The organism is Erwinia sp. 2186, from assembly GCF_057812255.1.
Map to the genome: position 1 here is coordinate 4,585,272 of NZ_CM173824.1, position 22,586 is coordinate 4,607,857.

The 22,586-nt window shown below is 54.6% G+C and carries 18 protein-coding genes, 1 tRNA gene, 3 rRNA genes and 1 riboswitch; of the genes, 10 read left to right on the plus strand and 12 right to left on the minus strand.

Annotation, left to right across the window (positions count from 1 at the left end; all coding sequences use genetic code 11):
- Positions 1-24: 24 nt before the first annotated feature.
- The 4 genes from rrf to ACXKZG_RS21360 all read right to left on the minus strand — a co-directional run bounded on the left by rrf (position 25) and on the right by ACXKZG_RS21360 (position 5,192).
- A 5S ribosomal RNA gene (rrf, locus tag ACXKZG_RS21345) occupies positions 25-140 on the minus strand.
- A gap of 227 nt (positions 141-367) precedes the next feature.
- Positions 368-3,275: ribosomal RNA gene (locus tag ACXKZG_RS21350) — 23S ribosomal RNA — on the minus strand.
- Positions 3,276-3,502: 227 nt separating this feature from the next.
- A tRNA-Glu gene (locus ACXKZG_RS21355) sits at positions 3,503-3,578 on the minus strand.
- A 73-nt stretch (positions 3,579-3,651) separates the two neighbouring features.
- A 16S ribosomal RNA gene (locus tag ACXKZG_RS21360) occupies positions 3,652-5,192 on the minus strand.
- Together the 16S, 23S and 5S rRNA genes with 1 tRNA gene alongside form the textbook arrangement of a ribosomal RNA operon.
- A 628-nt stretch (positions 5,193-5,820) precedes the next feature.
- On the opposite strand from ACXKZG_RS21360, the gene purH reads away from it, so the two are divergent.
- Positions 5,821-7,410, plus strand: coding sequence for a bifunctional phosphoribosylaminoimidazolecarboxamide formyltransferase/IMP cyclohydrolase (gene purH / locus ACXKZG_RS21365; protein WP_013200315.1), 1,590 nt, complete (start codon positions 5,821-5,823; stop codon positions 7,408-7,410).
- 19 nt (positions 7,411-7,429) lie between these two features.
- Positions 7,430-8,710 carry a phosphoribosylamine--glycine ligase gene (purD, locus tag ACXKZG_RS21370; protein WP_013200314.1) on the plus strand — a complete coding sequence of 427 codons (1,281 nt, stop codon included), beginning with the start codon at positions 7,430-7,432 and terminating at the stop codon, positions 8,708-8,710.
- 38 nt (positions 8,711-8,748) lie between these two features.
- Here the strand turns inward: purD and ACXKZG_RS21375 are convergent, their stop codons facing one another.
- The 7 genes from ACXKZG_RS21375 to nudC all read right to left on the minus strand — a co-directional run bounded on the left by ACXKZG_RS21375 (position 8,749) and on the right by nudC (position 14,263).
- Positions 8,749-9,414 (minus strand): DUF1481 domain-containing protein, encoded by a 666-nt coding sequence (locus ACXKZG_RS21375; protein WP_041692185.1) that lies wholly within the window; start codon positions 9,412-9,414, stop codon positions 8,749-8,751.
- 125 nt (positions 9,415-9,539) lie between these two features.
- Entirely contained in the window at positions 9,540-9,815 is a 276-nt protein-coding gene (gene hupA / locus ACXKZG_RS21380) for a nucleoid-associated protein HU-alpha (RefSeq protein ID WP_013200312.1), read from the minus strand.
- 188 nt (positions 9,816-10,003) lie between these two features.
- Positions 10,004-10,594 carry a YjaG family protein gene (locus ACXKZG_RS21385; RefSeq protein ID WP_013200311.1) on the minus strand — a complete coding sequence of 197 codons (591 nt, stop codon included), beginning with the start codon at positions 10,592-10,594 and terminating at the stop codon, positions 10,004-10,006.
- Positions 10,595-10,659: 65 nt separating this feature from the next.
- The gene (gene nfi / locus ACXKZG_RS21390; protein WP_206404848.1) at positions 10,660-11,328 is read right to left on the minus strand and encodes a deoxyribonuclease V; all 669 of its coding nucleotides are present in this window, start codon (positions 11,326-11,328) and stop codon (positions 10,660-10,662) included.
- Between the two features lie 2 nt (positions 11,329-11,330).
- Entirely contained in the window at positions 11,331-12,398 is a 1,068-nt protein-coding gene (gene hemE, locus ACXKZG_RS21395) for a uroporphyrinogen decarboxylase (RefSeq protein WP_013200309.1), read from the minus strand.
- 183 nt (positions 12,399-12,581) lie between these two features.
- A complete protein-coding gene (locus tag ACXKZG_RS21400) occupies positions 12,582-13,298 on the minus strand; it encodes a bactofilin family protein (RefSeq protein WP_488875458.1) in 717 nt (238 codons plus the stop codon).
- A gap of 191 nt (positions 13,299-13,489) precedes the next feature.
- Entirely contained in the window at positions 13,490-14,263 is a 774-nt protein-coding gene (gene nudC, locus ACXKZG_RS21405) for an NAD(+) diphosphatase (protein WP_013200307.1), read from the minus strand.
- An 84-nt stretch (positions 14,264-14,347) separates the two neighbouring features.
- Here nudC and ACXKZG_RS21410 point away from each other — a divergent pair, with 84 nt between their 5' ends.
- From ACXKZG_RS21410 to thiH, 7 genes are all read left to right on the plus strand, one after another.
- A complete protein-coding gene (locus ACXKZG_RS21410) occupies positions 14,348-14,854 on the plus strand; it encodes an Rsd/AlgQ family anti-sigma factor (protein WP_013200306.1) in 507 nt (168 codons plus the stop codon).
- A 118-nt stretch (positions 14,855-14,972) separates the two neighbouring features.
- Positions 14,973-15,073, plus strand: a riboswitch (TPP riboswitch).
- A gap of 88 nt (positions 15,074-15,161) precedes the next feature.
- Positions 15,162-17,096, plus strand: coding sequence for a phosphomethylpyrimidine synthase ThiC (gene thiC / locus ACXKZG_RS21415; protein WP_488875459.1), 1,935 nt, complete (start codon positions 15,162-15,164; stop codon positions 17,094-17,096).
- The gene (gene thiE, locus ACXKZG_RS21420) at positions 17,093-17,740 is read left to right on the plus strand and encodes a thiamine phosphate synthase (RefSeq protein WP_346568844.1); all 648 of its coding nucleotides are present in this window, start codon (positions 17,093-17,095) and stop codon (positions 17,738-17,740) included. Before thiC ends, thiE begins: the two co-directional genes overlap by 4 nt.
- On the plus strand, positions 17,730-18,491 hold the full coding sequence (locus tag ACXKZG_RS21425; protein ID WP_346596478.1) for a HesA/MoeB/ThiF family protein: 762 nt from the start codon (positions 17,730-17,732) through the stop codon (positions 18,489-18,491). The genes thiE and ACXKZG_RS21425 overlap by 11 nt, the downstream gene beginning before the upstream one ends.
- Positions 18,475-18,675 carry a sulfur carrier protein ThiS gene (thiS, locus tag ACXKZG_RS21430; RefSeq protein ID WP_206404843.1) on the plus strand — a complete coding sequence of 67 codons (201 nt, stop codon included), beginning with the start codon at positions 18,475-18,477 and terminating at the stop codon, positions 18,673-18,675. Before ACXKZG_RS21425 ends, thiS begins: the two co-directional genes overlap by 17 nt.
- A gap of 1 nt (position 18,676) precedes the next feature.
- On the plus strand, positions 18,677-19,453 hold the full coding sequence (locus ACXKZG_RS21435; RefSeq protein ID WP_013200302.1) for a thiazole synthase: 777 nt from the start codon (positions 18,677-18,679) through the stop codon (positions 19,451-19,453).
- Entirely contained in the window at positions 19,450-20,577 is a 1,128-nt protein-coding gene (gene thiH / locus ACXKZG_RS21440) for a 2-iminoacetate synthase ThiH (RefSeq protein ID WP_013200301.1), read from the plus strand. The genes ACXKZG_RS21435 and thiH overlap by 4 nt, the downstream gene beginning before the upstream one ends.
- Before the next feature lie 136 nt (positions 20,578-20,713).
- Here thiH and ACXKZG_RS21445 read toward each other — a convergent pair whose 3' ends face one another.
- Positions 20,714-22,198, minus strand: coding sequence for an aminotransferase-like domain-containing protein (locus ACXKZG_RS21445; protein ID WP_488875460.1), 1,485 nt, complete (start codon positions 22,196-22,198; stop codon positions 20,714-20,716).
- A gap of 171 nt (positions 22,199-22,369) precedes the next feature.
- Between ACXKZG_RS21445 and ACXKZG_RS21450 the strand changes: the two genes are divergently transcribed.
- On the plus strand, positions 22,370-22,561 hold the full coding sequence (locus ACXKZG_RS21450; RefSeq protein WP_013200299.1) for a DUF1127 domain-containing protein: 192 nt from the start codon (positions 22,370-22,372) through the stop codon (positions 22,559-22,561).
- The last annotated feature ends 25 nt before the right edge of the window (positions 22,562-22,586 follow it).

A 22,586-nucleotide genomic window follows, 5' to 3' on the forward strand; every position in this document is an offset into this window, starting at 1 on the left:
ATGAGGCTTGTCTGCTTAATTGATGCCTGGCAGTTCCCTACTCTCGCATGGGGAGACCCCACACTACCATCGGCGCTACGGCGTTTCACTTCTGAGTTCGGCATGGGGTCAGGTGGGACCACCGCGCTAAAGCCGCCAGGCAAATTCTGTGCTCTGTCCTGTGTATTTCGCTCCGTGGCCGCGTTGGCCGCGCTTGTAAACTCAGTCACATACCTCAGTATGCTCCTTCCTTCACGGCGCTTGCCGCCTTGCCACAAAGCAAAATCCCACGGACCGGGGTCCGCAGAACAGATAATTCTTTATCCGGTTCAAGCTGAAAATCTCTGTTCGTGTCTCTCAGACACCACCAGAACGCTTCTGGTGTTGTAAGGTTAAGCCTCACGGGTCATTAGTACCGGTTAGCTCAACGCATCGCTGCGCTTACACACCCGGCCTATCAACGTCGTAGTCTTCAACGTCCCTTCAGGGGCCTTAAAGGCCCAGGGAAGATTCATCTCGAGGCAAGTTTCGCGCTTAGATGCTTTCAGCGCTTATCTTTTCCGCACTTAGCTACCGGGCAATGCCATTGGCATGACAACCCGAACACCAGTGGTGCGTTCACTCCGGTCCTCTCGTACTAGGAGCAACCCCTCTCAATCTTCCAGCGCCCACGGCAGATAGGGACCGAACTGTCTCACGACGTTCTAAACCCAGCTCGCGTACCACTTTAAACGGCGAACAGCCGTACCCTTGGGACCTACTTCAGCCCCAGGATGTGATGAGCCGACATCGAGGTGCCAAACACCGCCGTCGATATGAACTCTTGGGCGGTATCAGCCTGTTATCCCCGGAGTACCTTTTATCCGTTGAGCGATGGCCCTTCCATTCAGAACCACCGGATCACTATGACCTGCTTTCGCACCTGCTCGAGCCGTCACTCTCGCAGTCAAGCTAGCTTATGCCATTGCACTAACCTCACGATGTCCGACCGTGATTAGCTAACCTTCGTGCTCCTCCGTTACTCTTTAGGAGGAGACCGCCCCAGTCAAACTACCCACCAGACACTGTCCCCACGCCGGATTACGGCGCCAGGTTAGAACATCAAACGTTAAAGGGTGGTATTTCAAGGTTGGCTCCACGCAGACTGGCGTCCACGCTTCAAAGCCTCCCACCTATCCTACACATCAAGGTTCAATATTCAGTGTCAAGCTATAGTAAAGGTTCACGGGGTCTTTCCGTCTTGCCGCGGGTACACTGCATCTTCACAGCGAGTTCAATTTCACTGAGTCTCGGGTGGAGACAGCCTGGCCATCATTACGCCATTCGTGCAGGTCGGAACTTACCCGACAAGGAATTTCGCTACCTTAGGACCGTTATAGTTACGGCCGCCGTTTACCGGGGCTTCGATCAAGAGCTTCTCCTTGCGGATAACCCCATCAATTAACCTTCCGGCACCGGGCAGGCGTCACACCGTATACGTCCACTTTCGTGTTTGCACAGTGCTGTGTTTTTAATAAACAGTTGCAGCCAGCTGGTATCTTCGACTGGCTTCAGCTCCGGGAGCAAGTCCCTTCACCTACGCGCCAGCGTGCCTTCTCCCGAAGTTACGGCACCATTTTGCCTAGTTCCTTCACCCGAGTTCTCTCAAGCGCCTTGGTATTCTCTACCTGACCACCTGTGTCGGTTTGGGGTACGATTCCGTGTTACCTGATGCTTAGAGGCTTTTCCTGGAAGCAGGGCATTTGTTACTTCAGCACCGTAGTGCCTCGTCATCACACCTCAGCGTTAAAAAGAGTCCGGATTTACCTAAACTCTCCGCCTACATGCTTAAACCGGGACAACCGTCGCCCGGCTAACATAGCCTTCTCCGTCCCCCCTTCGCAGTAACACCGAGTACAGGAATATTAACCTGTTTCCCATCGACTACGCCTTTCGGCCTCGCCTTAGGGGTCGACTCACCCTGCCCCGATTAACGTTGGACAGGAACCCTTGGTCTTCCGGCGAGCGGGCTTTTCACCCGCTTTATCGTTACTTATGTCAGCATTCGCACTTCTGATACCTCCAGCAGCCCTCACAGGCCACCTTCGACGGCTTACAGAACGCTCCCCTACCCAACAACGCATAAGCGTCGCTGCCGCAGCTTCGGTGCATGGTTTAGCCCCGTTACATCTTCCGCGCAGGCCGACTCGACCAGTGAGCTATTACGCTTTCTTTAAATGATGGCTGCTTCTAAGCCAACATCCTGGCTGTCTGTGCCTTCCCACATCGTTTCCCACTTAACCATGACTTTGGGACCTTAGCTGGCGGTCTGGGTTGTTTCCCTCTTCACGACGGACGTTAGCACCCGCCGTGTGTCTCCCGTGATAACATTCTTCGGTATTCGCAGTTTGCATCGGGTTGGTAAGCCGGGATGGCCCCCTAGCCGAAACAGTGCTCTACCCCCGAAGATGAGTTCACGAGGCGCTACCTAAATAGCTTTCGGGGAGAACCAGCTATCTCCCGGTTTGATTGGCCTTTCACCCCCAGCCACAAGTCATCCGCTAATTTTTCAACATTAGTCGGTTCGGTCCTCCAGTTAGTGTTACCCAACCTTCAACCTGCCCATGGCTAGATCACCGGGTTTCGGGTCTATACCCTGCAACTTAACGCCCAGTTAAGACTCGGTTTCCCTTCGGCTCCCCTATACGGTTAACCTTGCTACAGAATATAAGTCGCTGACCCATTATACAAAAGGTACGCAGTCACACCACGAAGGTGCTCCCACTGCTTGTACGTACACGGTTTCAGGTTCTGTTTCACTCCCCTCGCCGGGGTTCTTTTCGCCTTTCCCTCACGGTACTGGTTCACTATCGGTCAGTCAGGAGTATTTAGCCTTGGAGGATGGTCCCCCCATATTCAGACAGGATGTCACGTGTCCCGCCCTACTCATCGAACTCACAGCAAGTGCATTTTTGTGTACGGGAGTATCACCCTGTACCCTGCGACTTTCCAGACGCTTCCACTAATGCACAAACTGATTCAGGTTCTGGGCTGTTCCCCGTTCGCTCGCCGCTACTGGGGGAATCTCGGTTGATTTCTTTTCCTCTGGGTACTTAGATGTTTCAGTTCCCCAGGTTCGCCTTGCAACACTATGTATTCATGTTGCAATGATGCACCAAAGTGCACCGGGTTTCCCCATTCGGGTATCGTCGGTTATTGCGGTTCATATCACCTTACCGACGCTTATCGCAGATTAGCACGCCCTTCATCGCCTCTGACTGCCTAGGCATCCACCGTGTACGCTTAGTCACTTAACCTCACAACCCACAAGCGTCCCGAAAGACACTGCTGTTGTAAGCATTTGAGAGACTCGAACATATCGTTGATTTCATTCTTATTACGGAGAATGAAAACGACATGTCGTTTCAATTTTCAGCTTGTTCCGGATTGTTAAAGAGCAAATATCTCAAACGTGACTCGTCCTTGCGGAGAGAATCAGTTTTGAGATACGGGTTGATAATGTCTTTCACTCATTATCAGGAGATGGCGTCCCCAAGGGGATTCGAACCCCTGTTACAGCCGTGAAAGGGCAGTGTCCTGGGCCTCTAGACGATGGGGACTCTGTTACTGTTGCTCATTACGTTTTCTATCAGACAATCTGTTGTGGACACTACGCGGGAAGGTATCTTCAGGTAAGGAGGTGATCCAACCGCAGGTTCCCCTACGGTTACCTTGTTACGACTTCACCCCAGTCATGAATCACAAAGTGGTAAGCGCCCTCCCGAAGGTTAAGCTACCTACTTCTTTTGCAACCCACTCCCATGGTGTGACGGGCGGTGTGTACAAGGCCCGGGAACGTATTCACCGTAGCATTCTGATCTACGATTACTAGCGATTCCGACTTCACGGAGTCGAGTTGCAGACTCCGATCCGGACTACGACGCACTTTGTGAGGTCCGCTTGCTCTCGCGAGTTCGCTTCTCTTTGTATGCGCCATTGTAGCACGTGTGTAGCCCTGGCCGTAAGGGCCATGATGACTTGACGTCATCCCCACCTTCCTCCGGTTTGTCACCGGCAGTCTCCTTTGAGTTCCCGACATTACTCGCTGGCAACAAAGGATAAGGGTTGCGCTCGTTGCGGGACTTAACCCAACATTTCACAACACGAGCTGACGACAGCCATGCAGCACCTGTCTCACGGTTCCCGAAGGCACTAAGGCATCTCTGCCGAATTCCGTGGATGTCAAGGCCAGGTAAGGTTCTTCGCGTTGCATCGAATTAAACCACATGCTCCACCGCTTGTGCGGGCCCCCGTCAATTCATTTGAGTTTTAACCTTGCGGCCGTACTCCCCAGGCGGTCGACTTAACGCGTTAGCTCCGGAAGCCACGCCTCAAGGGCACAACCTCCAAGTCGACATCGTTTACGGCGTGGACTACCAGGGTATCTAATCCTGTTTGCTCCCCACGCTTTCGCACCTGAGCGTCAGTCTTTGTCCAGGGGGCCGCCTTCGCCACCGGTATTCCTCCAGATCTCTACGCATTTCACCGCTACACCTGGAATTCTACCCCCCTCTACAAGACTCTAGCCTGCCAGTTTCAAATGCAGTTCCCAGGTTAAGCCCGGGGATTTCACATCTGACTTGACAGACCGCCTGCGTGCGCTTTACGCCCAGTAATTCCGATTAACGCTTGCACCCTCCGTATTACCGCGGCTGCTGGCACGGAGTTAGCCGGTGCTTCTTCTGCGGGTAACGTCAATCGACAAGGTTATTAACCTTATCGCCTTCCTCCCCGCTGAAAGTACTTTACAACCCGAAGGCCTTCTTCATACACGCGGCATGGCTGCATCAGGCTTGCGCCCATTGTGCAATATTCCCCACTGCTGCCTCCCGTAGGAGTCTGGACCGTGTCTCAGTTCCAGTGTGGCTGGTCATCCTCTCAGACCAGCTAGGGATCGTCGCCTAGGTGAGCCATTACCCCACCTACTAGCTAATCCCATCTGGGCACATCCGATGGTGTGAGGCCCGAAGGTCCCCCACTTTGGTCCGAAGACGTTATGCGGTATTAGCTACCGTTTCCAGTAGTTATCCCCCTCCATCAGGCAGTTTCCCAGACATTACTCACCCGTCCGCCACTCGTCACCCAAGAGCAAGCTCTCTGTGCTACCGTTCGACTTGCATGTGTTAGGCCTGCCGCCAGCGTTCAATCTGAGCCATGATCAAACTCTTCAATTAAAAGTTCGATTTGCTGAAACAAGTTCAGCGGTGCTCAAGTGTAAAACGTCATAATGAATTTCATTATGTGTTCACTCTTAAGGCTTGATATTTTTTTGCGCCTTGCGGCGCTGATATCAATCCTGCGAGTGCCCACACAGATTGTCTGATAAATTGTTAAAGAGCGTTGCGGTAAGTGCCTTGGCGCCTTACTGCGAGGTGGCGTATATTACGCTTTCCTCCTTCAGAGTCAACTTCTTTTTGGGAAGTTTTTCTCTGGCGATTCAGCTTCCTGAATCTCTCAACCCGATGACTCGTAAGTCGTTGTGCCGTGTTGATGGAGTCGCATTATAGGGAGTTCTCGCACCCTGACAACCCCTAAATTGCGAAAAACAGACCGTTCGCTGCAATCCACAGCAAAAGGGCTGTTTATACGCAGTTATGCACAATCTTATCCACATTCGTCAGCGCCCGTTAAATTAGACAAGCACCACGCAAACGTTTTCGCTACAATGCCCCCGAAAAAAACTGCCGCTGTTAAGGGCGTTCCCTGAGGCTGAATTCACTCTTCTTCTATATAGAGGAAGAAAATGGCTAAGCTTGAGGTAACGATCTTATCGATGCGAACCAAAGCCAAGGGATAAACCTCATGCAACAACCTCGTCCTGTACGCCGCGCGCTTCTGAGCGTGTCTGACAAAGCCGGCATTCTCGAATTTGCTCAGGCGCTGACTCAGCGCGGCGTCGAGCTCCTCTCCACTGGCGGTACTGCTCGCCTGCTGGCAGACGCGGGCCTGCCTGTTACTGAAGTGTCCGACTACACCGGTTTCCCGGAAATGATGGATGGACGCGTCAAAACCCTGCACCCGAAAGTGCATGGCGGCATCTTAGGACGCCGCGGACAGGATGATGCCATCATGCAGGAGCACAGCATCTCTCCTATCGACATGGTAGTCGTTAACCTTTATCCGTTCGCCCAGACCGTTGCCCGTGAAGGTTGCTCGCTGGAAGATGCGGTTGAGAATATCGATATCGGCGGGCCAACCATGGTGCGCTCAGCGGCGAAGAACCACAAAGACGTGGCGATTGTCGTTAAGAGCAGCGACTACCAGGCAATCGTTGCCGAGATGGATGCCAACCAGAACTCTCTGACGCTGGCCACCCGTTTCGACCTGGCAATTAAAGCCTTCGAACACACCGCCGCCTACGACAGCATGATTGCCAACTATTTTGGCAGCATGGTGCCGGCGTACCATGGTGAAACCAGCGAACCTGCTGGCCGCTTCCCCCGCACGCTGAACCTGAACTTCATTAAGAAGCAGGATATGCGCTACGGCGAAAACAGCCATCAGGATGCGGCCTTCTATATAGAAGAGAATGTCACAGAGGCATCCGTGGCCACCGCGCAACAGCTTCAGGGCAAAGCCCTCTCTTATAACAACATCGCAGATACTGACGCCGCGCTGGAATGTGTGAAAGAGTTCACCGAGGCAGCCTGCGTGATCGTCAAGCATGCGAACCCGTGTGGCGTGGCTGTTGGCGGTTCAATCCTCGATGCCTACGAGCGTGCTTACAAAACCGATCCAACCTCCGCGTTTGGCGGCATCATTGCGTTCAACCGCGAGCTGGACGAAGCCACTGCTCAGGCGATCATCAGCCGTCAGTTCGTCGAAGTGATCATCGCGCCATCTGCCAGCGAAGCCGCCCTGAAGATTACCGCCGCGAAACAGAACGTTCGCGTGCTGACCTGCGGTCAGTGGCAGGAGCGTCAGACCGCGCTGGATTTCAAACGCGTCAACGGTGGCCTGCTGGTGCAGGATCGCGATCTCGGCATGGTGAATGAAAGCCAGCTGCGTGTCGTCAGCAAGCGCCAGCCAACCGAGCAGGAACTGCGTGACGCGCTGTTCTGCTGGAAAGTGGCCAAGTTCGTTAAGTCCAATGCCATCGTGTATGCCCGTGACAATATGACCATCGGCATAGGTGCAGGCCAGATGAGCCGCGTCTACTCAGCGAAAATTGCCGGTATCAAAGCCAGCGATGAAGGACTGGAAGTGAAAGGTTCGGCCATGGCGTCTGATGCGTTCTTCCCGTTCCGCGATGGTATCGATGCCGCAGCGGCTGCTGGCGTGAGCTGTGTTATCCAGCCTGGTGGCTCGATTCGTGATGACGAAGTGATTGCCGCCGCCGACGAACACGGCCTGGCGATGATCTTCACCGACATGCGCCATTTCCGCCATTAATTACGGAGCAGACTGAACAATGAAAATTTTAGTGATTGGTAATGGCGGACGCGAACATGCGCTGGCCTGGAAAGCGTCGCAGTCGCCACTGGCAGAAACCGTGTTTGTTGCCCCAGGCAACGCCGGAACGGCACTTGAACCTGCTTTGCAGAACGTCGACATCAGCGCCACCGATATTCCCGCGCTGCTGAGCTTCGCCCAGAGTGAAAATATCGGCCTGACCATCGTCGGTCCGGAAACGCCGTTAGTGATGGGCGTGGTTGATGCTTTCCGTGCTGCTGGCCTGAAGATTTTTGGCCCAACGCAGGCCGCTGCTCAGCTTGAAGGCTCGAAAGCCTTCACCAAAGATTTCCTGGCTCGCCACAAGATCCCAAGCGCTGAGTACCAGAACTTTACTGAAGTGGAGCCCGCTCTGGCTTACACCCGAAGTAAAGGTGCGCCAATAGTGATCAAGGCCGACGGTCTGGCCGCCGGTAAAGGCGTGATCGTGGCGATGACGCTGCAGGAAGCAGAAGACGCGATTCAGGATATGCTGGCAGGAAACGCCTTTGGCGATGCCGGACACCGCATCGTGGTAGAAGAGTTCCTTGACGGCGAAGAAGCCAGCTTCATCGTGATGGTCGACGGCGAGAACGTGCTGCCGATGGCCACCAGCCAGGATCACAAACGTGTCGGCAATGCGGATACCGGTCCTAATACCGGCGGCATGGGTGCTTACTCTCCGGCTCCGGTCGTGACCGATGAAATCCACCAGCGCGTGATGGATGAAGTGATCTGGCCAACCGTGCGTGGCATGGCCGCCGAAGGCAACGTTTATACCGGCTTCCTCTACGCTGGCCTGATGATCGATCAGAGCGGTCAGCCGAAAGTGATCGAATTTAACTGCCGCTTTGGCGATCCGGAAACTCAACCGATCATGCTGCGTCTACAGTCGGATCTGGTGGATCTGTGCCTGGCTGCCGTGGACGGCAAGCTGAATACCAAAGACTCGGTGTGGGATCCTCGTCCTTCTCTGGGCGTGGTGCTGGCTGCTGGCGGCTATCCTGGCGATTACGCTACCGGCGATCAGATCCACGGCTTACCGCTGGAAGAGACGCCGAATGGCAAAGTCTTCCATGCGGGGACCAAGATGCAGGACGATTTGGTGGTCACCAACGGCGGACGTGTGCTGTGCGTGACCGCGCTGGGCGAAGATGTTGCCGCGGCTCAGAAACACGCTTATGAACTGGCTAAGCATATCTCCTGGAACGGCAGCTTCTGCCGCAGCGATATCGGCTATCGTGCGATTGGTCGTAAGTAGTTAAGTCATGCTGACGGGGCAAGCTGATTGCCCCGTTATTAGAAGTCCGCTTCTTTCGGTTCCGACAGGCACTGATCTTCCGCAGAAACCAGAATCAGCTGCGTGCCTTTTGGCGCTTCCAGCCATGAAATACTCACCGGTTTACCTGACTCGCGCTGATGCTGAGTGATGTAATGCATAAAGAAGCTATCAAAGGTCGGTTTTTCCTCACCGCCCTGGCATAGCGTCACGGTGCCTGAAGGTGACCAGTGCCCCTGCTTCAGCCATACCCGCCCATCTATCAGGTCGTCACTGATTTTCAACATCCGCCCTGCATCAAACTGATACAACGCTATCGCATCTGCTGAGAGCGCTTCTCGTCGTCCGTCCAGCTGGCGTTGCATAAAGCTCAGATTCCCGTCCTGATCAAAACGCAGCGTGACGCTTTCAGGATGGTCGCCTTTAGTCTTCCTTTCAATCGACACCAGCTTGTCTGCCTGCCACTGATAATCCGTGGTCTCGCTCGTGGTTTCATTGAAAGGGGTATAGATGGTGACCAGATGGCTGGAATGCTGATGGCTGTCTTTACGCCAAATCCTCACGGTTCCGCGATCGGCCAGATAACCACTGGCGGTAAAGTCAGGGACTTTCGGGGTTGAACTGCATCCTGCCAGCGTCAGCAGCATCAGGAACAGCGCAGAAGTCGTTATTGGGTTTCGTATCATGGTGTGATTATCACACATTGCAGAAGGGTTTGCCGCAGCCTGGTTGGCGAAAGCAGAGGGATCTCAACGGAGAGCGTCAACAAAAGGGGCTCGACGCCCCCCTGTTTAAACTCTTCACTGTCAAATTATGACTTAACAGCGTCTTTCAGTGCTTTACCAGAAACAAATGCCGGTACGTTAGCAGCAGCAATTTTGATTTCTTTACCAGTCTGCGGGTTGCGGCCAGTACGCTCAGCACGGTGGTTAACTTTAAAGGTACCAAAACCAACCAGTTGTACAGCATCACCTTCTTTCAGAGACTCAGTAATCGCCGCCAGGGTGGATTCCAGTGCAGCTTTAGCCTGGGTCTTAGACAGGTCCGCTTTGTCCGCAATTACATCAATCAGTTGAGTCTTGTTCATAAGTTATCCTTACAGTGTATTTATCGCTTGCTAAGTATCGAGTGCGAGGGAAAAACCAGTTTCTGGCACTCTCCTGCATACACGCACCGATAGCCACATTTTTCAGCCCCCCAAATGTAGACCAGACAGGGGGCGAATGTGAAGCCTTTAGGCGCTACAAATCAGGCCTGAAGTCACGTTTTATCGCCTTACTGCTGAAAATTTATACCGATGTTGCTGATCCCGGCTTCTTTGAGGTCAGATCGCAGTCCTTTGATGAGGTCAAGATCCCTCTCTTCGCAGGCGCTGAGCAGGCGAAAAATCTCCCACTGGATATCCCATTCCTCTTCAACAGCAGGATTCTCTTTTAGCTCTTCATCGGTCATTTCGCGTTCGGCCTGGGTCATTTCCAGCATCGCGACGCTGGTGATCGACGCTTCACTTACCGCAATGGCATGCGCCAGAGTTTCACCGCTCAGACGCGAATGCAGTAATTCGCTTAATGCCACGCAGGCATCGATAGCCGGGTAGACGCCGTACAGATCGTAATCCTCTGCGGCCGGGATCGCTTCTTCAAACTTTTCCAGCTGCGAGTCAAAATTCACTTTGGCGTCTTTAATCACCAGCGTTTCCCAAATCAAATCGAGAATACGGCGGTAAATCTGACTGTCGCCAAAGCCTGTCTGCTGGCAAAACGCCCAGTAGTTGGGGTACATGCGTTCACACAGGCAGGCCATAAAAGTAACGTGCTGCCAGCTTTCCAGTTTCTCAAGCCGCAGATGAATGGGATTACGTAACATGTTCGGATCTCTTAAAGATAAGTGCGCGGCCTGCAGTGTAACCGAAAAGGTGACGGCTCACACCGTTAACCCCTCTGTTGCCAGCGCAGGAAAGCGGGCCGTTGGGAAGCGACGGCATCTGCCCAGCGCGTGGGTTCAGGCAGGCGATAACCTTTCAGGCAGCTCTCCACCAGGCTCAATGCGGTAGCCGGGCTGATGCGATGGCCAGGCGATATAAAAAGCGGATTACAGCGGATTTTACTGCGCAGGACAAAACCGATCTGCTCGCCTTTGTCCATTAATGGCTGGCTGGCGCCCGGCTCATCGGCGAGCGGTTCGAAGGTGCCACACAGCCGGCTTTTTGCTACGCCCAGCGTCGGCACATCCACCAGCAGGCCAAAGTGGCTGGCAACGCCCAGGCGACGCGGATGGGCAATGCCCTGCCCATCGACCATTAACAGGTCAGGACGATGCTCCAGCTGCTGCCAGGCGGCCATCAACGCGGGATATTCACGGAAGGAGAGATAACCGGGGATATAGGGCATGGTGGTGGCGATGCGCGCAACACGATGCTCCACTAACTGGAGCGAAGGATATTCCAGAATAACCAGGGCGGCGCGGGTTATCTCACCGCCCTGCTCAAACCCGACATCGGCACCGCCAATGTAACGGGGCGGCATTACCTCAAAATCATCTTCACGTATCACCTCAGCGGCACGCGCAAGCTGTTCCTGTTTTAATGCCTGAATATCCATGCTTAGTCCTGATGGTATGGGCGAGACAACGTGTGGACTGCCTCGACAAACACCCCTGCGTGCTCTGGCGGCACATCCTGATGGATGCCGTGACCCAGATTGAACACGTGACCGCTGCCATTACCGTAGCCTGCAAGGATAGTTGCTACTTCCTGCTCGATACGGGCAGGCGCGGCATACAGCATGGAAGGATCCATATTGCCCTGCAGCGCGACCTTATCGCCTACACGGCGGCGTGCATCGCCAATATCGGTCGTCCAGTCCAGCCCCAGCGCATCACAGCCGGTCGCCGCCATGGCTTCCAGCCACTGTCCGCCACCCTTGGTGAACATAGTAACCGGTACGCGACGTCCGTCGTTTTCACGCTGCAGGCCATCAATGATTTTGTGCATGTAGTGAAGGGAGAACTCAAGGTAGTCACGACCCGTCAACACGCCGCCCCAGGTATCAAAGATCATCACCGACTGCGCACCGGCGCGGATTTGCGCATTGAGGTACAGGGTGACGCTGTCAGCCAGCTTATCCAGCATCAGATGCAGGGTGGCCGGCTCGGCATACATCATCTTTTTCAGTTTGGTGAAGGCCTTGCTGCTGCCGCCTTCCACCATATAGGTCGCCAACGTCCACGGGCTGCCGGTGAAACCAATCAGCGGAACCTCACCGTTCAGATTCTTACGGATGGTGCGCACGGCATTCATCACATAACCCAGTTCCTGTTCAGGATCGGGGATTGGCAGCTTTTCAACGTCTGCACGACAGGTGACCGGTGAAGAGAAACGCGGACCCTCACCCGTTTCAAAATAGAGGCCTAAGCCCATCGCATCTGGAATGGTCAGGATATCGGAGAACAGGATCGCCGCGTCCAGGTTATAGCGACGCAGCGGTTGCAGCGTCACTTCACACGCCAGTTCGGCATTTTTGCACAGCGACATAAAATCACCGGCTACCGCGCGAGTCGCTTTGTACTCAGGCAAATAACGCCCGGCCTGGCGCATCATCCACACTGGCGTCACATCTACCGGCTGGCGCAACAGGGCGCGCAAATAACGATCGTTCTTCAGTTCACTCATTTTTAAAAGCTCTCTAAGCACACATGCATGCGCGTAGTGTAACATTTATTGGAAATGGCGCTGCCACAGCGTCACAAAAATTGAGCGATCGCCGGGCGGCTGAGAGCATAAGACAGGATGGGCTCACCCACCGGGCAGTGAACCTCGCGCCCGGTTGGGTGGCTGAATGCGCATATCAAACCCTTATTTAGCGACTTTGTCACCCCGCTCTTTATTGGTATTTTTTCCCGGTGCCGGCGGCATTAACTCAGATATTTCTGGCTTTGTCCTCACCGCGGTCGAGGCTTTATCTGGCAGCCTGTTTTCATCAAGCACATGAGAATTGCCAATAAATACGCCGCCTTTCTCAATAGAGAAATCCTCGGCATAAACATCCCCTTCAATTCGGCCACGGGAAAGAATCGTGACTGACTTCGCGTAACAGCATCCTTTTAGCGAACCATTTACAACAACTTTCAAAGAAGACACCTTACCATTCACTTTCCCCTCTTGACCGATCTGCACCGTTTTCTTACTGACAATATCGCCAACGATCTGACCATTTATCGAAATATTAGCTTCATTAATTATTTCACCCGTCAATTTACTGCCTGATGAAATGCGGGTTTCTTTCGCCGTCGCGCTCTCATCAGCCAGCTCCAGCGCGGCCTTCGGTGCCTGCGGCGAGGCGGTAGCGACTGAGCCGTTCACTGGCGAGTCTGTTTCTTTCTTATTGAAGTTAAACATATTGGGATCCATCCTTTTAGCGAGAGTTAATAAAACGAATATTAAATAACAGCCGATCGTCACCCTCAGGCAACAATCAAAGAATTTATATTGCGGGAAGAGGTAACAACAAAGAGAAAAAATCCATAAGAGCCACAGGCCCCATAAGTAATGTTCTTTCTTGAACCTTTCCATGGCATCATTCCCTGATGTTATTAACATGACATTAATATTAATGCAGTCTGGCAGACAAAATCAGAACAATAAAATACGTGATGCTGCACGATTAAGCACAGTAGTTTATTTAAAAAAATGAAATACGATGATTAAACACCCGAGCGGGTTCAGCAAAAGCCGGCAAAGGGTGAATTTGCCGGCCTGGGTACTTACTCAGCCTCTTCGCGGCAAAGCACCACGGTATCCTCAATCAGGCGACGGGCGACCGTTCCTGGAGGAGGAAGCTGCGGTAAGGCATCAAAGCGATACCAACCCGCATCCAGTAGCTCTTTGGGATCGATGACAATCTCGCCGCTGTCGTAATCGGCCATAAAAGCCATCATCAACGACTGGGGGAACGGCCAGGGTTGAGAGGAGACGTAACGCAAGTTTTTCACCTTCAGCCCGCTCTCTTCCATCACTTCCCGCGCGACGGTTTGTTCCAGCGTTTCGCCGACTTCAACAAAACCGGCCAGCACCGTGTAGATGCCGTTACGGTGTTTGGTATGCTGGGCCAGCAGGATCTCTTCCCCACGGCGGATCGCCACAATGATGCAGGGCGCGATTTGCGGGTAATAGCGCTGTCGACAATGGCGGCAGAGGCAGGCAAGTTCGGTTTTGCTGTGGTGCATTTCATGGCCGCAGTAGCCGCACCACTTATGCGAGCGATAGAACTCCGCCAGCTGGATCCCTTTACCCGCCAGCTGGAACAGGCCCACGTCCAGATCGAGGATCTGACGCAAGGATCCCATGCCCTCTTGACGGTTCTCACAGATCAGCCAGACGGGATCGCCCTGCCACTCGCCGATTTGTGATCCGTTCGATCCTGTCAGGCTTAATTCTTGCGCGCTACCGAACGGTAATTGACCTTTCGGTAACCAAAGTTTATGTTCATGACTGACAACCCACCAGCCAACGTCTACGCTTGAAATCTCACGTTGCATAAAATTGCTCATCCTCAGCTTTACAGACTTTCTGAATTACTGGATTGGGGCGAAATAGTAATAATTACACTCATGGAGTCACTCATGCTTAACCAGTTAGAAGTTCTGACCGCGCGCGTCGGCGGATGTAGCGACCTGGTAGACTTTTGTCTACGCTCCCGCAGGCAGTTGTTGATTGCCTATTATCGTCTGGTTGGCATCAAGCCTAACAAGGAATCGCTCACTACGCTCGATGAAAACGCGCTGGACAGCTTCTGTCAGGGATTGGTGGATTACCTTTCCACCGGGCATTTCACCGTTTATCAACGCTTTATTCAGGAGATGGAAGGCAGCGAACAGTTGGCTAAAGCCGCGCTGATCTACCCTTCCCTGCAGGCAAACACCGAGATGATCATGCAGGTGTATGATACCCATCTCGAGAAGGCTATCGATCACGATAACTGTCTCGAATTCCAGAATGCTTTGTCCACAGTGGGCGAAGCGCTGGAAGCGCGTTTCACGCTTGAAGACCGCTTTATTCAGCTGGCGCTGGAAAAAACGGCGGATAAGCCTGAGGCAGCTAATGAGAGTGCGCTTGCCCGTCCGGCGTAAACGTTATCAGATTGTAAACCCCTTGTAGTTTCAAAAAAGCCCCTTTATGCTGAAAGGGCACTATGTGGCGAGGCCAGACCTGCCACGATTGTTTTGCTGGTGCTGTCTGCCAGCAAAATTCTTCTTGTCGGAGTGCCCTTAGGGGCTGAGACCGTTAATTCGGGATCCGCGGAACCTGATCAGGTTAGTACCTGCGAAGGGAACAAGAGTAAATCTTCAGTGACGGTGTGGATCCGACCATTTTCACACCCTGCGCTTACTCCTCCGAACTCCAGGCAAGCAAATTCCCTTTTTTCAGGAACGAGCTATGTCTACCCGTGATAAAAGACTGACCCGCCGCAAACAGCGCGCAGAAGCCCAGCAGTTTATCGACTCCCTTCAGGGCACCGCTTTCCCCAATTCTAAACGCATCTGGCTGAACGGTTCGCGCGAGGATATTCGCGTGCCGATGCGTGAAATCCAGCTCAGTCCGACGATGGTCGGTGGCAGCAAAGACAATCCGCAGTTTGAAGATAACGAACCGGTACCGGTGTATGACACGGCCGGACCTTATGGCGATCCTGACGCAAAAATTGATGTGCATCGCGGACTTGCCAGACTACGCAATGACTGGATTGAACAGCGTGGTGATACTCAGCACATTGAGCAGCTCAGTTCGGTGTATACCCAACAGCGCCTGGCGGATGAAGGCCTCGATCATTTGCGTTTTGACCATCTTCCCCGCCCACGCAAGGCACTGGCTGGCCGCTGCGTGACGCAAATGCATTACGCGCGTTTGGGCGTGATTACGCCAGAGATGGAATTTATCGCCCTGCGTGAAAATATGGGCCGCGAACGTATCCGGGGTGACGTGCTGTTGCAACAGCATCCCGGCAATAGCTTTGGTGCCAGCCTGCCGGAAAATATCACGGCAGAGTTCGTCCGGCAGGAAGTGGCGGCCGGCCGCGCCATCATCCCTGCAAATATTAACCATCCTGAATCCGAACCGATGATTATTGGCCGCAATTTCCTGGTGAAGATTAACGCCAATATCGGTAACTCCGCGGTCAGCTCGTCGATTGAAGAGGAAGTGGAGAAGCTGGTGTGGTCCGCCCGCTGGGGCGCCGATACGGTGATGGATCTTTCTACCGGGCGCAATATTCATGAGACGCGCGAATGGATCCTGCGTAACAGTCCCGTTCCGATTGGTACGGTTCCGATCTATCAGGCGCTGGAAAAAGTGAACGGTGTGGCAGAGGATCTCAACTGGGAAGTGTTCCGCGATACCTTGCTGGAACAGGCTGAACAGGGCGTCGATTACTTCACCATCCATGCCGGTGTGTTGCTGCGCTATGTGCCGATGACCGCAAAACGCCTGACGGGGATCGTCTCCCGGGGGGGATCGATCATGGCCAAGTGGTGCCTGTCTCACCACAAAGAGAGCTTCCTCTACGAACACTTCCGCGAGATCTGCGAGCTGTGCGTCGCCTACGACGTTTCGCTGTCGCTGGGCGACGGACTTCGTCCAGGATCGATTCAGGATGCCAACGATGAAGCGCAGTTTGCCGAGCTGCATACGCTGGGCGAGCTGACCAAAATTGCCTGGGAGTATGACGTGCAGGTGATGATCGAAGGGCCAGGACATGTGCCGATGCAGATGATCCGCCGTAATATGACCGAGCAACTCGATCACTGCCATGAAGCGCCCTTCTATACGCTCGGCCCGCTAACCACCGATATCGCGCCTGGCTACGACCATTTCACCTCCGGTATTGGCGCGGCGATGATTGGCTGGTTTGGCTGCGCAATGCTCTGTTACGTCACGCCGAAAGAGCATCTGGGCTTGCCCAACAAGGAAGATGTTAAGCAGGGTCTGATTACCTACAAGATTGCCGCGCATGCCGCCGACCTGGCAAAAGGGCATCCCGGCGCGCAGATCCGCGATAACGCCATGTCCAAAGCCCGCTTCGAATTCCGCTGGGAAGATCAGTTTAATCTGGCACTCGATCCTCATACTGCGCGCGCCTATCACGATGAAACGCTGCCGCAGGAATCGGGCAAGGTCGCCCACTTCTGTTCAATGTGCGGCCCGAAATTCTGTTCGATGAAAATTACTCAGGAAGTGCGGGACTATGCCGCCAGACAGGAGGCGGAAGCCAAACCGATTGAGGTTGGTATGGCCGAAATGTCAGAGGCTTTCCGTACCCGCGGCGGGGAACTTTATCACCCCGCCGATGCGCTGTCGCAGGAGGAAAAAGCATGAGCCGCTCAGCCTTCCCGCCAACGTCGGCCCAGCTTGGACTCTATCCGGTCGTGGAAACGGTGCCCTGGATCGCGCGCCTGCTTGAAGCGGGCGTGCGTACGATTCAGTTACGAATCAAGGATCTGCCTGACGCGGCGGTCGAAAACGATATCGCGGCGGCTATCGAACTGGGTAAGCGTTATCAGGCACGCCTGTTTATCAATGACTACTGGCAGCTGGCGATTAAATATCAGGCCTATGGCGTGCATCTGGGCCAGGAAGATTTGGATGTCGCCGATCTGGATGCGATCCATCGCGCCGGATTACGGCTTGGGCTTTCAACCCATGACGATGCCGAGCTCGATCGGGCGCTGGCTGAGAAGCCGTCCTATATCGCCCTCGGACACGTCTTTCCGACCCAGACCAAAAATATGCCCTCTTCGCCGCAGGGATTGCAGGAGTTGCAGCGCCATATTTCCCGCCTGAAAGGGATTTCCACGGTGGCGATTGGCGGCATCAGTCTGGAACGGGCACCGCAGGTCTTGGCAACCGGCGTGGGAAGCATTGCGGTGGTCAGCGCCATCACGCTGGCGCCTGACTGGCAGGCAGCTACCGCGCAGCTGCTCGATCTGGCTGGAAACGGGGACGAAGCCCATGTTCAGTGACAACGACTTTTTACGCTACAGCCGTCAGCTCCTGCTGGAGGAGTTTGGCCTCGATGGCCAGCAGAAATTGCAGGCAGGCAGCGTACTGATTATCGGCCTCGGCGGATTGGGTTCACCTGCGGCGCTGTACCTCGCTGCCGCAGGCGTTGGCAAGCTGGTGCTGGCCGATGACGATAGCGTGCATATCAGTAATCTTCAGCGCCAGGTGCTGTTTCGCACGAATGAAACCGGTCAGTCCAAAGTCGCCGTGGCGAAGAAGCACCTACAGTCGCTAAACCCGCAGGTGGAGTTTATTGCTCTGGCGCAGCGGATGACGGCTGAATCACTCAGGGAAGTCGTGCAGCAGGTCGACCTGGTGCTGGATTGCAGCGACAACATGGAAACCCGCCATGCGGTCAATGCCGCCTGCGTGGAACAGGGTAAGCCGTTAGTCAGTGCCAGCGCCGTTGGCTTGGGTGGCCAGCTGCTGGTGCTTACGCCTCCTTTTGAACACGGTTGCTATCGCTGCTTATGGCCGGACGCAGATGAACCCCAGCGAAATTGCCGTACCGCAGGCGTGCTGGGTCCTGTGGTGGGCGTAATGGGTACCTTACAGGCGTTAGAAGCCTTAAAGATGCTGGCAGGCCAGCCGTCCTGCCTTGACGGCAAACTTCGGCTGTTTGACGGCAGGCAACAAACCTGGCGAACGCTGTCGCTGCAACGCAGTGTGGATTGCCCGGTATGCGGGGTCAGTGATGAAAATCGTGGTTAACGATGAAAACCTGACGCTGGCCGGCACGCTGACGCTGGCCGGGCTGCTGGAGCAGCTTTCCCGCCACCAGCCAGGCACCGCGCTGGCCGTTAACCAGCAGATTATTCCCCGCGATCGCTGGTCCTCTTACTTATTACAGGAAGGCGATGATCTGGTGATTTTCCAGGCCATTGCCGGAGGCTGACATGCTGCAAATTGCTGATAAAACCTTTTCGTCTCGTTTATTTACCGGTACGGGCAAATTCTCCAGTCCACAAATGATGCTTGCGGCGTTGCGCGAGTCCGGCAGCCAGCTGGTCACCATGGCGATGAAGCGGATTGATTTACGCGGTGGCGATGACGGGATCCTGCGGCCTCTTCAGGAACTGGGCGTGCAGCTGCTGCCAAACACGTCCGGCGCTAAAACCGCAGAGGAAGCCATTTTTGCTGCCCGTCTGGCACGCGAAGCCCTGGGCACCCATTGGCTAAAGCTGGAAATCCACCCGGACGTTCGCTATCTGCTGCCCGATGCCATCGAAACGCTGAAAGCAGCGGAGATCCTGGTGCGGGAAGGCTTTACCGTATTGCCGTACTGCCACGCCGATCCGGTGCTGTGCAAGCGGTTAGAAGAAGTGGGCTGTGCGGCCGTGATGCCGTTGGGTGCGCCGATCGGCAGTAATCAAGGGCTGAAAACACGCGATCTGCTGGCGATCATAATCGAGCAGTCTAATGTGCCGGTGGTGATAGATGCCGGCATTGGCGCGCCCAGCCACGCCAGTGAAGCGCTGGAAATGGGTGCTGACGCGGTGCTGGTGAATACCGCAATGGCCTCCGCGCAAGACCCGGTGCAAATGGCGAGGGCGTTCAGACTTGCTGTTGAAGCTGGCGCACTGGCTTACCGCAGCGGGTTGGGCAGTCGCCACCATCAGGCCGTGGCCACCAGCCCGCTGACCCACTTTTTGCAGGCAGGAGAGCCGCAATGAAAAGCTTCGTCTCACAGTGGGAAACGCTCGATTGGGATGATATTCGCCTGAGGATCCACAGCAAAACGGCCGCGGATGTTGAGCGAGCGCTGAATGCGGTCAACGTCGGGCGGGAAGAGCTGATGGCCCTGCTCTCGCCCGCTGCTCAGGCCTATCTGGAGCCGCTGGCGCAAAAGGCCCAGCGCTTAACCCGGCAACGCTTCGGCCATGCGGTTAATCTCTTTGTGCCGCTGTATCTGTCCAATCTCTGTGCCAACGACTGCACCTATTGCGGCTTCTCGATGAGTAACCGCATCAGGCGTAAGACGTTAGATGCTGATGAGATTGCCCGGGAATGTCAGGCTATCCGCAAGATGGGGTTTGATAACCTGTTGCTGGTCACCGGCGAGCATCAGGCAAAAGTCGGCATGGCTTACTTCCGTGAACATGTTCCCGCCATTCGTCAGCACTTCAGTTCCTTAATGATGGAAGTGCAGCCAATGAGTGAAGCGGAGTATGCCGAACTGAAAACATTAGGGCTGGATGGCGTACTGGTCTATCAGGAAACCTATCATCCTTCGGTCTACAGCCAGCATCACCTTAAAGGCAACAAGCAGGATTTCTTCTTCCGGCTGGAAACGCCAGACCGGTTGGGCCGTGCCGGCGTGGATAAGATTGGCCTGGGCGCTTTGATCGGCCTGTCAGACAGTTGGCGCACCGACTGTTATATGATGGCTGAACACCTGTTATGGCTGCAGAAAACCTACTGGCAAAGCCGATATTCGGTGGCCTTTCCCCGACTCCGGCCTTGCGCGGGCGGCATTCAGCCGGCGTCGATCATGGATGAAGCGCAGCTGGTTCAGGTTATTTGCGCTTTCCGGCTGTTTGCACCGGAAGTTGAGCAGTCGCTCTCAACCCGGGAATCACCCCAGTTCCGCGATAAGGTGGTGCCGCTGGCGATTAATACTGTCAGCGCCTTTTCGAAAACGCAGCCCGGCGGCTATGCCGACGGGCAGACGGAGCTGGAACAGTTCTCCCCACATGATAACCGTCACCCGCAGCAGGTCGCGAAAGCGTTGATTCAGTCAGGAATGCAGCCGGTCTGGAAGGACTGGGATGGCTATCTGGGAAGAGCCGCGAAGTAAAATGCCAGCGGATGTAACGGACCTCAAAAACGCTGGAATCCGCTTCGCATCGCGTCACGTCCTCACTGGCACCGTTCAGTGAGGACGGTAAACTCCCTCTCGTTGACTCCAACAGGGGAGTTAACCAGGGTCAGTATCAACCCCTCTCGCTGACCCTGCCTCCTTCCTCATCGGTGGAGGTGACCGGATAGTGCACCTTGATACCACAGCGCTCCATTGCCCGCTCCACCGCAGCACCAAGGATTTCCAGCGCTATGCCGGTTCTGTCGGTAAACGGTTGGGCATAGCTTAGGCGCAGACAGTTGCGGTATTTTCCAGAGGCGGAGAACAGCGATCCCACCGCGATTTGCAGTTTGGCCTCGCGCAACTCCTTGTTAAGCCTGACGGAGTCGAATGCTTCCGGCAATTCTATCCACATCAAAAAACCGCCCTGCGGCCGGGTGACGCAAATGCCGCAAGGGAAGTAATGGCGAACCCAGTGGGTAAATATTTCCAGATTACGCTGGTACTGCTGACGCATCCGTCGCAGATGCGCCGGATAGTAGCCCTGGCGAACAAATTCCGCCGCGGCCATCTGGGTTTGCGTGGCTGTTGAACCGGTCACGATGTATTTCATATGCAGTACACGATCGAGATATCGTCCCGGCACAACCCAGCCCACCCGCAGACCAGGGGCGACGGTTTTGGAGAAGGAACTGCACAGCAAAACCCGGCCTTCATCATCGAACGACTTGATGGTTGGCGGGCGGGGATATTCATACGCCAGTTCGCCGTAGACGTCATCTTCGACAATGGCCACGTCAAAACGCTGCGCCAGAGCCAGCAAGGCACGCTTACGTGGTTCGGGCATGATAAAGCCCAGCGGGTTATTGCAGTTGGGTACCACCACCACCGCTTTAATCGGCCACTGCTCAAACGCCAGCTCAAGGGCTTCAAGGCTGATCCCGGTTTCTGAATCGGTGGGGATCTCAATGGCTTTAATGCCAAAGCCCCGCAGGGACTGCATGGTGCCGTGGAAGGTCGGGGATTCTACCGCCACAATATCGCCCGGCTGGCAGACAGCGCGAATCGATACCGACAAGGCTTCGTGACAACCGGTGGTGACCACAATCTCATCCGCCGTCAGATGACAACCGCCATCAATGGCCAGACGGGCAATCTGTTCACGTAATTCCGGCAGCCCATAAATATTGTCGTAGTTCAGCATCCGCACATCCTGCTGATGGCCGATCCGACTCATGATCTTCCACAGCGGCTTGAGCGTTGGCTGGTTCAGGTCAGGCATGCCGCTGCCTAACTGCAACACATCTTTTTCCTGACGGGCGTTTAACAAATCCAACACCGCATCCCACTGCGTAATTTCTACCGGACGCTGAGCCGGACGGGTTAGCGGAGGAACGGGCGGTTCGGCTTTGCGCGGAGTGACAAAATAGCCTGAGCGAGGCTGCGGCGTGATCAACTGCCTCTCTTCCAGCAAATGATACGCCTGCTGAACGGTACTGATGCTTACGCCATGTTCAGTACTGAGGATCCTGACCGAGGGCAGGCGCTCACCACTGCGGTAAAGCCCTTGTTCAATCCGCCCTGCCAGCAAATCTGCCAGATGTTGATAACGCGTCATCGTATCGTCTCCACACGGTACACAAGCCAGAAACCAGTACAGATCGCTCTGCATCTGACCATTCAGACCCACTATCTTCCAATCTGTATGTTAAATAAAGGTGTTTTTTGCATCTGTATTGAAATTCCGCTTCCGCGCAAAATAGCCCCATACCCCGTTGAGGAGAGCATCATGGAATTCAATGAAAATCGGGCTGCAAAGCCTTTCGCCGATTCACCGTTTCATCTGATCTACAAATTGCCTTACCGTTTGTGGAAAGCCTGGCGGAGCCGGGTAGAGACCCGCAAAATTCTCTCAAGACTTAGCGCAAGCCAGCTGAAAGATATTGGCATGACCTGTGAGGATGTTCGTCGCTATAAATGATGTGGTGTTGGGCTGACACAGCCCG